The organism is Bradyrhizobium sp. HKCCYLRH1034 (assembly GCF_051168375.1).
Taxonomy (GTDB): domain Bacteria; phylum Pseudomonadota; class Alphaproteobacteria; order Rhizobiales; family Xanthobacteraceae; genus Bradyrhizobium.
This window is the reverse complement of sequence record NZ_JBNPUW010000004.1, coordinates 386,215-398,863: the sequence shown is the minus strand read 5'-3', so window position 1 is coordinate 398,863 and position 12,649 is coordinate 386,215. Positions and strand designations below refer to the sequence as shown.

The following is a 12,649-nucleotide window of genomic DNA, read 5'->3' as shown; positions in this document are numbered from 1 at the left end:
AAGTGCATGTAACTGTCAAGGTCCATGCACATGCATGGATCATGGCCGCGCGATCACTCCGCCGGTCATCGGAAACGGCACGCCGGTGGTGGTGGGATAGCTCAGCGGCAGGCCCTTCATGCCGCGGACCGCCAGGAAGCCGAACGCCTGGGCCTCGATGGCGTCCGCCGACCAGCCCAGCGCATCGGCCGATTCGACGCTCGCCGGCGCGACACGCTCCCGTAGCATCCGCATCATGGTATGGTTGCGGGCGCCGCCGCCGCAGACGATCCAGCTCGCCGGCGGCTTCGGCAGCAGCGGGACGATGCGGGCAATCGCTGCGGCCGTGAACGCCGTCAGGGTCGCGGCCCCGTCCGCCGGCTTCACATCGCCCAGCTTCAGCGCGGCAAAATCATTGCGGTCGAGAGATTTCGGCGGCGGCAGCGCGAAGAAGGGCATTTCCAGCGCGCTGGTGATCCAGGCCTCGTCCGGGTTGCCCTGCTCCGCCACGCGGCCATCCTGATCGAATGCCTGTCCCGTGGTCCGGTGCATGAAATCGTCGAGCAGCGCATTACCGGGACCGGTGTCGCAGGCGATCAGCACGTCGTCGCCGTCGATATAGGTGATGTTGGAGACGCCGCCGATATTGACCACGGCGATCGGCCCCGCGCGCGACAGCGACTGCGCCAGGGCGCGGTGATAGACGGGTACGAACGGCGCGCCCTGCCCGCCGAAATCGACGTCGGCGGCGCGGAAATCGTGCATCACCGGGATGTGGACGGACTTGGCAAGCACGGCCGCGTCGCCGATCTGCACGGTCAGGCGGCGCTCGGGGCGGTGCAGCACGGTCTGGCCGTGGAAGCCGATGATGTCGATGTCCTCGGGCTTGAGCCGGTGCTGCGCCAGGAACGCGGCGACCGCCTCGGCATGCGCCACCGTCACGACGCGCTCGGCGTCGCGCACCCGTCCGGGGCGCGCATCGCGCCGCTCGATCTGCACCGCATCGGCGAGCGCCTCGCGCAGCAGGCTGCGCTCCGCGGCGCTATAGGCCCGGTAGCCCGAGGGACCGAGGCTCTTGATCTGCCGCCCATCGGTCTCGATCAGGGCCACGTCCACCCCGTCGAGCGAGGTGCCACTCATGAGGCCAAGTGCGGTCAGAATCATTGCAGTCGAACCTGAAAACCCTGCCCTGCTTGCCAAGTACGGCCGATTTGAGGTCCCGCCCAGGCCGTGCACATGCTTGTACAAGCCCGGCGCATCTTATAATGCCACAACGCCCGTATCCGTGGCATGTGCCTCCCGCACGTCCCCGCGACAAGCGGTCAATACCGTAAACAAATGCTCAGAGTCGCCGACAATGACTGGCTTCAAGTCTGATTTCCTGAACGTGCTGCAGAGCCGCGGGTTCATTCATCAGTGCTCGGATTTCGAGGGGCTGGATGCCCTCGCCGCCAAGGGCCAGGCGACCGCCTATGTCGGCTACGACTGCACCGCACGCTCGCTGCACATCGGCAACTTCCTGACCATGATGATGCTGTATTGGCTGCAGCAGACCGGGAACAAGCCGATCACCCTGATGGGCGGCGGCACGACGATGGTCGGCGATCCCTCCGGCAAGGACGAGACCCGCGCGATGCGCACGGTCGAGGAGATCGAGTCCAACAAGGCGTCGATCCGCGGCGTGTTCGCCAAGGTGCTGCGCTACGGCAATGGCGCCACCGATGCCATCATGCTCGACAATGCCGAATGGCTGACGAAGCTGAACTGGATCGAGATGCTGCGCGACATTGGCCGGCATTTCTCGGTCAACCGCATGCTGACCATGGACTCCGTCAAGCTGCGGCTCGAGCGCGAGCAGGAGATGAGCTTCATCGAGTTCAACTACATGGTCTGCCAGGCCTACGACTTCGTCGAGCTGGCGCGCCGCACCGGCTGCCGGTTGCAGATGGGCGGCTCCGACCAGTGGGGCAACATCGTCAACGGCGTCGAGCTCGGACGCCGCATGGGCACCGAGCAGCTCTTCGCGCTGACCACGCCGCTCTTGACCACCGCATCCGGCGCCAAGATGGGCAAGACCGCGCAGGGCGCGATCTGGCTCAACGCCGACCAGTGCAGCCCGTATGACTTCTGGCAGTACTGGCGCAACACCGAGGACGCCGACGTCGTCAAGTTCCTCAAGCTGTTCACGACGCTGCCGCTGTCCGAGATCGAGAAGCTCGGTGCACTGCAGGGCGCCGAGATCAACGAGGCCAAGAAGGCACTGGCCGATGCGGCCACCACCTTGCTGCATGGCGAAGAGGCGGCACGCACCGCTGCCGAGACCGCCCGCCGCACCTTCGAGGAAGGCGCCATCGCCGAGAACCTGCCGACGGTCGAGGTGCCGCAGGCCGAGCTCGACGCGGGCCTTGGCGTGCTCAACGCCTTCGTCAAGGCCGGCCTCGTCGGCTCCAACGGCGAGGCGCGGCGGCAGATCAAGGGCGGTGGCCTGCGCGTCAACGACATTGCGGTCACCGACGAGAAGATGGCGCTGACGCCGGCTGCACTGACCAGCGAGGGCGTGATCAAGCTGTCGCTGGGCAAGAAGCGCCACGTGCTGGTCAGGCCTGCATAGCCGCATTCGCTTTTGCCTGCTTGTCAGGGAAGGCCGAAAGGCGCTCCCTCAGGGCATGACGATCAGCGCGCCGCGAGAGCCTGCGCAAGCCGAGGAAATTCCGACAGCTCCACCACGAGTGCGCATGGCGTTCGTGGTGCTGGGTCTCTGCTTTGCGCTATCGGTGATTGGCCGCGGGCTGGGAGAAAGCTTCACCGTCTTTCTCAAGCCGATCTCCGACAGCTTCGGCTGGGACCGTTCCGAAGTCGTCTCGATCTATTCACTGACGGCGCTCGCCGGCGGCCTCGCCGCACCGCTGATCGGGCGGCTGTTCGATCACTCCGGACCACGCGCCGTGTATGCGCTCGGCCTCCTGCTGCTTGGTTCCGCCTTCACGGCCGCGGCGCACGCGCAGGCGCTGTGGCAGTTCCAGATCAGCATCGGCCTGTGCGTCGGCATCGGCATCGCGCTGATCGGCAACGTCCCCAACTCGATCCTGCTGGGCCGCTGGTTCGGCAAGAAGCTGCCGACCGCGATGGCAGTGATCTATTCCGCCACCGGCGCCGGCGTGCTGATCCTGCTGCCGGGCTCGCAACTGCTGATCGACGCGATCGGGTGGCGCAGCACATATCAGGCGTTCGGCGCCGCCACCTTCATCCTGCTGGTGCCGCTGGCGCTGCTGCCCTGGCGGCTGTTTGCCGCCGGCGCGCCCCACATCACCAGGCCCATCGCCGACGAACTCGCCGGCGATGCCTGGACCTTGTCGCGGGCGCTGCGCCATCACGCCTTCTGGGCGTTGTTCTCGACCTTCTTCTTCACCGCCGTTGGCATGTATGCGATCGCGCCGCAGGTCGTCGCCTATCTGATCGATGCCGGCTTTGCGCCGCTGCAGGCCGCCACCGCCTGGGGCTTCTCGGGCGTGGTGCTGCTGTTCGGCATGCTCGGCGTCTCGGCCCTCGACGGGCTGATCGGCCGGCGGCCGTCGGTGCTGTTCTCCTACGCCGTATCGATCGCAGGAATCCTGATGCTGTGGGCGCTGCAATTCTCGCCGAACATCTTCCTGCTCACCGGCTTCGTCGTCTGCTTCGGCAGCATGATCGGCTCGCGCGGGCCGCTCCTGTCGGCGACCGCGATGAAGATCTTCCGCGGCAGGCGGCTTGGCACCATCTACGGTACGATCACGATCGGCAGCGGGCTCGGATCGGCACTGGGATCATGGAGCGGCGGCGTCATCCACGATCTCACCCACGGCTATGATGCCGTCATTCTGCTCGCGCTCGTGAGCGTCGTCATCGGCATGATCCCGTTCCTGGTCGTTCCGGCCCTTCGCACGTAGTTGGCCCGCGGTCCAAGCACGATGTGCTTGCGCGCTCCGACAGCCGCCCGTCCACATAGTGGACGGCGCACAACAACCACGCGTTCATGATTAGTAGGCTGCTTGATGATAGTTGTTTCGGCAAGGACGCGCCGTCGAAAGCGCGCGCCATACCGACGGGATCGTCCGCGCCCTGGCCGATGGCGCCAAGCAGATCGAGCACGTCGCCGAGCTGATCTCGAGCATCGCGGGCCAGACCAACCTGCTGGCGCTCAACGCCACGATCGAGGCCGCGCGCGCCGGCGAAGCCGGGCGCGGCTTTGCCGTGGTCGCGGCGGAGGTGAAGAGCCTGGCCAGCCAGACCGGCACAGGCCACGCAGGAGATCGGCGACCGCATCGCCCGGATCCAGAACGCGACGCGGGAAGCGGTCGGCGCGCTCGACGGCATCACCCTGACCATCGAGGAGGTGTCCGCGATCGCGGCCACGATCGGATCGGCGATCGAGGAACAGGGACCGGCCACCGCGGAGATCGCGCGCAACGTCACCCAGACCGCGCAGGCCACCCGCGAGGTCACCGCCAACATCGGCGGCGTCTCGACGGCGGCCAATGAGACCTGGAGCGCCGCCGGCCACCTGCTGATCGCGGCCGGCAACCTCTCCAAGCAGGCCGAGCAGCTCTCCAGCGAGGTCGACACCTTCCTTGCTGGCGTCAGAGCGGCCTGAACCGCATCGATCGGTTCGTTGACGTCGCCGAACGCCGGCGGCCGGCAGCGTCAATTGTTCGGCGGCAGCTCCGCCGGCGGGTATGGCTGCTTGCCGGTGTTGAAGTCCATGATCTTGCGCGTCACGCCCGGCAGCATGGCCGAGATCGGGTTGATGCGCACCACAGGCTGGCTTGGCGTGCCCACAACTTCATAGGTCACGCCGAACAGACCTTCATTGCTGCCGCCGAGGAACAGCCCGACGATCGGGATCTGGTTGAACATGTTGTTCAGCCCGTACAGCGGCACGATCGTGCCCGAAGCCCGGACCTGGTTGACGTTGTAGTCGATGCTGCCCTCGATGGTCAGGCCAAGCGTCGGTCCCTTGACGACGCCGTCGCGGATCGAGAGCAGCCCGTTCTGCCGCGTGAACTCCGCGCGCAGCATGGTGAAGGCGATGCCTTGCGAGGCGCCCTGTGCTGCGCCGGAGGCGGCGCGGTCCAGCGCCTGCTCACCCCTGACGGTGAAGTTGCGAACGATCGCCAGGCCTTCCTTGGGGCTGGAGTCGGCCGTCGGCGGCTCCATCGCCAGTTCCAGCTCGCCGCCAGCCATCTTGGAATAGGTGTCGGCAAAGCGCAGCAGCGCGCCGGCATCGTTGGTTACGAGATAGATCACCTCGCGGCCCTGGCGACGCGCGCGAGGATCGGCGCTCGGCGCCTCGCGGCCGACGCGGATGTCGGCGGTGACGGGCGTGTCGCGGCCGACCTTGCCGGTCAAATTGAAGCTCTTGAAGGCGCCGCCGCGCCTGGAGAACTTGAGGTCGACGCTGCGCAGCGCCTCGCCGTTGAAGCCGGCGACGGCGCCGAGCTTGACCTCGGCGTCGAAGTCGAGGTTGGAGCGTGCCTTGTTCTTGTCGGCATCCTTGTTGGTGCCCGAGATCGCCGACTTCAGGAAGCCGCGGCCGTCGAACACGTCGCCGCGCATCGACAGCTTCAGCACGCCGTCCTGGCCGCGCTCGGCCTTGAGCTGCGTCTTGTCGCCTTCCGACGGCGAATAGGTCGGGAAGTTGGCGTTCATCAGGTCGCCGTTCTGGTCGACTTCCAGCGAGCCCTTGATGGAGACGCCGCCGCCTTCGATGTTGATGTCCTCGAAGCGTGTCGATTGCTGCTTGGCGACAACGTTGAAGGTGGCCTTGCCGGATTTGCCCGGATTCTTCACCCAGCCCGGCAGCAGGTTGTCGAGCTTGAGCTGGGTCAGATCGGCCTCGACGCCGATGCGGCTGTCGCGATCGCTGGAGCCGGCGATCTTGCCATTGAGCTTGAGCGGCACGTTGCCGGTGATCGCGGTGCCCAGATCCATGCCGAGCCGGGCCCGGCTGGCATCGTCGAGGATCGCCTGCATCTTGATGTCGGCGTCGCCTTCCGTCGGCTTGCGATAGTCGAGCGTGGCCGGCTGGCCGTTGATCTTGACGTCGCCCTTCACCTGATAGCCGGCGGTGTTGGCCACGATCTTGAGCGTGTTGGCCTCGAGCTTCTGGTTCATCACCAGTTTGTCGGCGGCAAAGCCATTGAGATCGGCCGTGACGGCGTAGCTGGTGTCGGCCTTGGTCAGTTCGCCCTTGACCGGCATCGCGAGATTGACGCTGGCCTGGAACGTTCCCTTGGTCTGGTTGGGATCGATCGGCATCGACGACAGATCGTTGAGCCGGTCGGAGGCGAGGATCTCGGCGGCAGCGGCGACCTGCCCTTCGACGCGCATGCGTACCCGCGACGGCGACGGCTTCGGCGCCATGTCCGGTACTTCGAACACGACGTCGGAGAAGTTGAGCTTGCGCCCGGCCGGCGTATCCGCGACGCCCTGCCCGATCGTCACCGTCGCGGTGCGGCCGGTGACATGCGCCTTCACGTCGGCATCGCGCACCGACGGCAGGCCGTCGACCGGATGCACGGTGACATTGGTGGCGACGATGTTGACGTCGAGACCATCGTCGGGAATCGGCGGCCCCTTGCGCGGCAGGTTGCGCGTCGGCGAATTGACGGCGACGTCGATCCGCTGCACCGAGCCGCGCTCGATGCGCTCGATGATCCAGGCCCGCACCTCCGGCACGATCAGCGCCGGCCAGATCCGTTTCATCGCCAGCGCGGGCATCGGCGTCGCCGCGAAGCCGAGCTTCAGCCGCGGCTCGCCGGCATAGTCGACGCTGCCGGTGCCGGCGACGCCGATCTCGCCATTGGAGACCTCCGCCTGCGTCAGCAGCACGCGCTTGCCCTCGGTGTCGAAGCGGAAGTTGATCGAGATGCGGTTGAAGATCAGCGGTGGCTCGTTTTCGATGGCGCCGAGCAGAATGGTGCCGCCGTTGAGACCCAGCCGCCAGTCGTTTGCGGTGTCGTTCGGAGGCTCGAGATTGGCGTTGAGCGTGATGCGGTTGGCGCCCGAGATCACCTTCAACGGCGCGATCAGCACGCGGCGCCCGGCGTCCCATTCCATGCTGATCTCGGCGGAGTCGATCGCCATCGGATAGTCGGGCGTATCGGTGTCGATGATCTTGCCGGCGCCGATGTTGATCTTGCCGCGCAGATAGGTCGGCAGCCCGTCGCGCGCGAGCTCGCCCTTGATCTCGCCGGTCATGGGCAGGTCCGCCATGTAGGTGAGATCCTTGAGCCGCATCGCCAGCAGGATGTTGCTGGTGGAGACCTTGTCGGCCTTGATGTCCACCGTGCGCACGCCGTTGGCCTGGGGCCCGACCAGGATGCGCAGCTGCCACGGCTTGGCGCCCTCTTCGCCGAGGCTCAGCGCCACCCCGCCGCCGGACGGCCGGCGCAGGCTGAGGCTGATGTTCTCGAACGTCCATTTGTTGCCGCGCTGCTGGTCGTCGACGATCAGCACGCCGTTCTTCAACCCGATCTCGTTCAGGTTCTGGCCATCGAGCCCGGTGAGGCTGAGGCTGTCGAGCCAGTCCAGGCCGGCAAGCAGGCCGTTCGGCGCAGCGGTCGCGGGCACAGTCGACATGGCCGGCGGTGCTGGCTGCGAGCCGGCCTGCGGTCCCGGTGCGTTGGGCGGTGGCGCGGCCTGTCCCGGTCGCGGGAATGTCGGCGGCAGGCCGGCATCGCGCTTGGAGGCGACGCCCGTTGCCAGCGGCTTGGTGGTCTCCCCCGTCGACACCGTGACGGTGCCGTCCGGGGTGATGCGAATCGCGAGCTCGGCGTCGACCAGCTTGAGGCTCTCGGCACGCAGCTGGCCCATCAGCAGCGCGGCGCCGGACAGCCGCACCTCGGCCTTGGGCGCGCTGGCGACGATGGCGTGATCCTGATCGCGCACGATGATGTCGCGGATCCGGACCGCGATCCTGATCCGGCCGGCACGCTCGATCTGGGTGCCGCCGACCTCGACGGTGTTGCCGTGGCCGATATTGTCCTCGATCGCCGCCGCGAGCCACGGCGTCGCCAGATCGAGGCTGATCGGGCCCGCACCGAGCCGCAGCCACAGGCCGGCGAAGCCGAGCCCGACGAGCAGCATGAGCGATGCCAGCGTGATGACGACCCGCTTGGCCACGCGGCCGCCCGGCAGACGCGCCCAGCCGAATCGACCGGTGCTCCCGCCCGAATCGGGCCGCGACAACAGGCGCCGGGCGCGCTGCCCGACCGTCTCGTCGTGCTCGGCGGCAGCCTCATACTGGTCGGCCACATCCCAGTCGGCCTCATCCCACTGCTGGCCCTGGGTGTCCGCTTGCAGATGGGGCCGGTGGGGTGATGTCTGTCTTGCCATTGCCTCTCGGTGCCGGCCCCTCGTGTCCGAAACATTCGTGCCAACCTGGCCTCGGCCAGGTTGGTCGCCGGTGTGGCCCCGCCCGTTCACGCAGCGCGCGTGCTCACTGCCGGCAGGACTCGATGCCCCAAATGATCCCGTCACGCTTCGGCGGGTGCTGTCAACACGCCGCTGGCGCTTCGCCGGCGGCGCGGACGACGCGCGACATCCTCGTCACTATACCCCGCCGCCGTCAGGTTTGCCCACCTGCTCGCGCCAGCGGACCGGCGCCTCTCCACCGCCGGACGAATTCTGTGGCGGGGACGTCTGATCCGGAGACGGTACGAGAGTCGTCATTGCACTGTGCTCAACTGCGCTGGTGCTCACGCCTGCTGGTAGCCATGATCTTCGCTTCATCGCAAGAGGCGCAATCCCCTGCGCGCCGCGAAGCACGGATTCCAGATCGATCCCGGGACACCGGACAAGAACCGAGATACTTTCATTTTTGAGCCGCCGAAAGCGACGAAAGGAAGGCGTATGTCAAAGGAATCACAAAAGAAATCCTCCAACCCGGCGTCCTACGGGGCGATTGACGGGAACCGGCTCGCCACCGCGGCCAAGAAGGCCACCAAGAAGACGGCCAAACCGGCAGTGACGAAAGCCACCAAGACGACCTCCGCAAAGACGACCTCCGCAAAGACCGCGACGTCCAAAGCCGCGACCACCAAAACGGGAGCTGCGAAGGCCGGGCCCAGGACGCCAGCCACCACTGGAACGGGCCTCGCCGAGGGCGTCAAGGCACCCGCGTTCAAGCTGCCGCGCGATGGCGGCGGAACCGTTTCGCTGGCCGATTACGGCGGCCAGAAGCTCGTGCTGTTCTTCTATCCCAAGGCCAATACGCCCGGCTGCACCAAGGAGGCGATCGACTTCACCCGCCTGTCGAAGGACTTCGCGGCCGCCGGCGCCGCAGTGCTCGGCGTCTCCGCCGATTCGGTCAAGGCGCAGGACAATTTCCGCGACAAGCACGATCTCGCCGTGCCCCTGATCTCGGACGAGACACATGAGATGCTGGAGGCCTACGGCGCCTGGGGCGAGAAGTCGCTCTATGGCCGCAAGTTTCTCGGCATCATCCGAAGCACCGTCTTGATCGGCGCCGACGGCCGCGTCGCCAAAGTGTGGCGCAACGTCAAGGTCGACGGCCATGCCGACGCGGTGCTCGCGGCGGCGCGCGCGCTCTGAGAATGCGCCTGACGGCGTTGGCGGAAAATTAACCATGCAGGGGTCAAATCGCTCCCGTAAATGACGCCGCTGGAACGACGATCTCCGGCCGGCGCGGGAGTGCCGATGTCGTATCGTTCCGGCCATCACGCCGAATATCCCCAGCACCATTCTCATGACCGTGGGCACGCCCATCACCATCGGCGCGCCCACGTCAGCCATCCGGCGCCGGTCGCGGCCGCGTCGCAGAGCGACTACACGCTGGTGCATGCCGGCAAGCAGGTGCGCATCGGCCCGGTGGTATTCTGGATCGTGGTCGGCACCGTCAGCCTGCTCGGGCTGTGGTCGGCGGCGACCGCGACCTATTTCGCGTTTCGCGACGACGTGCTGACGCGGCTGATCGCGCGCCAGGCCGAGATGCAATACGCCTATGAGGACCGCATCGCCGAGCTACGCGCCAAGGTCGATCGCGCCACCAGCCGGCAATTGCTCGACCAGGAGCAGTTCGACCAGAAGCTCGACCAGATCCTGAAGCGCCAGAGCGCGCTTGAAGGCCGCGCCACCGCGCTCGGCAGCATGCCTGACATCACCGGCTCGATCCGCGCCCCGGCGCGCGCGCCTGTCGCGATCGAGCCGCCGTCGGCGCCAGCCACGCCCAAGCCGTCGCCGATCAGCGACACCGTGATCTTCACCGCGCCGCCGGACCGCGAGGCCCGGCTCGAATCGCGCAGCCCCGTGATGGCCAACGCGCAGCCGAACCCATCGACCAAGCTCGCCGGCGTCGACAACGTGCTGACGCGGCTGACGCGCTCGCTCGACCAGGTCGAGGCGCGGCAGATCGCGATGCTGTCCTCGGCCGAGGAGACGCTGGAATCGAAGCTGCGCCGGATGCGCGGCGTCATCACCGATCTCGGCCTCGACATGGGTCAGCTCGAAGCCGCGGCACCGAAGGGCGGCATGGGCGGCCCGTTCGTGCCGGTCAAGCTCGGCGCCGAATCCGGTCCGTTCGAGCGCCAGCTCTACCGCATCAGCATCACCCGCGCCCAGGTCGAGAAGATGAACCGCACGCTGTCGCTGGTGCCTTATCGCAAGCCGGTGATCGGCGAGGTCGAGTTCACCTCCGGCTTCGGCGTGCGCTCCGATCCGTTCCTCGGCCGCCCAGCCATGCACACCGGCCTCGACTTCCGCGCCGCCACCGGCGATCCGGTCCGCGTCACCGCCAACGGCAAGGTGGTCAACGCCGGCTGGGCCGGCGGCTACGGCCGCATGGTCGAGGTTGATCACGGCAACGGCCTCTCCACCCGCTACGGCCATCTCTCCGAGATCAACGTCAAGATCGGCCAGCATGTGAAGATCGGCGACATCATCGGTGAGGTCGGCTCGACCGGCCGCTCGACCGGCCCGCATCTGCACTACGAGACCCGCATCGACGGCGAAGCCGTCGACCCGCAGAAATTCCTGCGCGCCGGCGTCCGGCTGAGCGCGGGCTAAGTCAATTCGCTCACATCAAGTTGGTGCGGTGCAGCGCCCCGCGCGGGCGCTCCGGAGCCGGGCCTATCGCCTGGCCGGGAGCATGAAGACCTGCCCCGGATAGATCAGATCGGGACTTCGGATCTGCTCCCGGTTTGCCTTGTAGATGACCGCGTAGCGCGTGCCGCCTCCGAGCAGGCGGCGGCTGATGTGCCACAAGCTATCGCCGCGGGCGACCGTGACCGTCGTCATCTTCGGCTCGCCTCTGGCAGCGGGCACGATCGCCTCACGCGGGTTGCCTGCAGCCGCGACCAGCGTGGACTGAGCGGCCGCGCGTGCCTTGGCCGTCTCGGCCCCCGCAACAACCGAGGACAGCGATGCAGTCGTCGCGTCGTCGGGCAGGCTCAACGGGACCTCGGCGCGCGCCTGGACGGAGCCGGATGCCGGATCGACCTCGTCGAGCCTGATCCGGTCGTTGCCGGCCCGGCTGACGTCCTTGCCGATCGCGATGCCGAGACGTCCGTCGGCGCCCGCCACCGTCGAAGAGACCAGGCGATCGTTCAAATAAAGCCTCACCGTCGCGCCCGGACGCGCCCGGCCGTTGACGCGCAGGACGCCATTCGTCTCGTGATCCACCGCGTCCACCGCCAGCGCCTGGGGGATCGCGCCGGCCGGCTTCGACAGAACGCGCGTCGGCTCATCCGGCGACAGCAGAGCCACCGTGGCCTGCTGCCGCCCGGCCTCGACGTTCACCGCCACGCTCTGCTTCGACGTCACCTCGTGTCCGTCGGCGAGCTTCGATCGCAGGGTCAGATCGTAGGTCCCGGCAGGGAAACGGGGCGGCACCATGGCGAACTGTCCGGCCCGGTCGGCAACGACGCGGTCATGAACCTCGCCGTTGCGCAGCAGCTCCACGGTGGCGCCGGGCGCCGCGCGCCCGGCGACGACGGCGTCACCCGAAGGAGCGACGTTGACGACATCGAAGGCCGGACCATCGCTTTCGGCGCCCGACTGCGGAACCAGCGGGCCCAGCGCGTCGGCAAGACCACTCGCCTGCTGCTGCATCGTCGCAAGCGGGCTTGCGCCGCGACCATGGTCCGCCGCGGACGGCGCTTGATCGTCGGTCGGAACCGATGCGGACTGCCCCGGCGCTTCGGCCGCCGGGATTGCCGCTCCGCTCGCGGCCGTTCTGTCCCGCCCGATGATCGGGACGTCACGGACCAGGGCGGGATCGAACACGACGACCAGCGCTGCCGCCGGGACAACGAGGGCCGCGACCCCAAGAATGATCCGGATCACCGGCTTGCCGCTCATGATCATGCCTCGGTCCGTTGCTGGTCGCGTCGATCGCGCGTGTGTCGAGCCATACCATCCGGTCCGGCGAAACACCATTGCAGCCGGGCGGGCACGACACCGGACAATTCCGGGATACCGGCCGCCGAGGCCGCCCATGGCTGGCCCGGCCGCGCCCGGACCCGGCCGGCTCACGCCGCGCCGAGCGCATCGACAAAGCGCGACAAATCTTCCCACAACTCGCCCGGCTCCTCGAGGCCGATGCTGAGCCGCACCAGCACATCCTTGAGCGCCTTGCGCGAGGCCAGATCCTTCACCGTGATCGCGCCGAGCAGCA

The 12,649-nt window shown here is 67.5% G+C and carries 8 protein-coding genes and 1 pseudogene; 5 read left to right on the top strand and 4 right to left on the bottom strand.

Annotation, left to right across the window (positions count from 1 at the left end):
- Window positions 1-39: 39 nt before the first annotated feature.
- On the bottom strand, window positions 40-1,143 hold the full coding sequence (locus ACQR0W_RS12115; RefSeq protein WP_315712160.1) for an anhydro-N-acetylmuramic acid kinase: 1,104 nt from the start codon (window positions 1,141-1,143) through the stop codon (window positions 40-42).
- 193 nt (window positions 1,144-1,336) lie between these two features.
- On the opposite strand from ACQR0W_RS12115, the gene tyrS reads away from it, so the two are divergent.
- The 3 genes and pseudogenes from tyrS to ACQR0W_RS12100 form a co-directional block, all read left to right on the top strand.
- Window positions 1,337-2,590, top strand: a complete 1,254-nt coding sequence (tyrS, locus tag ACQR0W_RS12110; RefSeq protein ID WP_316170473.1) for a tyrosine--tRNA ligase — start codon at window positions 1,337-1,339, stop codon at window positions 2,588-2,590.
- 55 nt (window positions 2,591-2,645) lie between these two features.
- On the top strand, window positions 2,646-3,905 hold the full coding sequence (locus ACQR0W_RS12105) for an MFS transporter (protein WP_316170472.1): 1,260 nt from the start codon (window positions 2,646-2,648) through the stop codon (window positions 3,903-3,905).
- A gap of 124 nt (window positions 3,906-4,029) precedes the next feature.
- Window positions 4,030-4,609, top strand: a pseudogene (locus ACQR0W_RS12100) (methyl-accepting chemotaxis protein); the annotation flags it as partial.
- 50 nt (window positions 4,610-4,659) lie between these two features.
- Here the strand turns inward: ACQR0W_RS12100 and ACQR0W_RS12095 are convergent.
- Window positions 4,660-8,352 carry a YhdP family protein gene (locus ACQR0W_RS12095; protein ID WP_316186940.1) on the bottom strand — a complete coding sequence of 1,231 codons (3,693 nt, stop codon included), beginning with the start codon at window positions 8,350-8,352 and terminating at the stop codon, window positions 4,660-4,662.
- A 516-nt stretch (window positions 8,353-8,868) separates the two neighbouring features.
- Between ACQR0W_RS12095 and ACQR0W_RS12090 the strand changes: the two genes are divergently transcribed.
- Both ACQR0W_RS12090 and ACQR0W_RS12085 read left to right on the top strand, forming a co-directional pair.
- Window positions 8,869-9,570: a peroxiredoxin gene (locus ACQR0W_RS12090; protein WP_315826877.1), complete on the top strand. Its 702-nt coding sequence runs from the start codon at window positions 8,869-8,871 to the stop codon at window positions 9,568-9,570.
- A 105-nt stretch (window positions 9,571-9,675) separates the two neighbouring features.
- A complete protein-coding gene (locus ACQR0W_RS12085; RefSeq protein ID WP_316186939.1) occupies window positions 9,676-11,040 on the top strand; it encodes a M23 family metallopeptidase in 1,365 nt (454 codons plus the stop codon).
- 63 nt (window positions 11,041-11,103) lie between these two features.
- Here the strand turns inward: ACQR0W_RS12085 and ACQR0W_RS12080 are convergent, their stop codons facing one another.
- Both ACQR0W_RS12080 and ACQR0W_RS12075 read right to left on the bottom strand, forming a co-directional pair.
- Entirely contained in the window at window positions 11,104-12,339 is a 1,236-nt protein-coding gene (locus ACQR0W_RS12080) for a LysM peptidoglycan-binding domain-containing protein (RefSeq protein ID WP_316186938.1), read from the bottom strand.
- A 164-nt stretch (window positions 12,340-12,503) separates the two neighbouring features.
- Entirely contained in the window at window positions 12,504-12,629 is a 126-nt protein-coding gene (locus tag ACQR0W_RS12075) for a hypothetical protein (RefSeq protein WP_316186937.1), read from the bottom strand.
- Window positions 12,630-12,649: the final 20 nt, after the last annotated feature.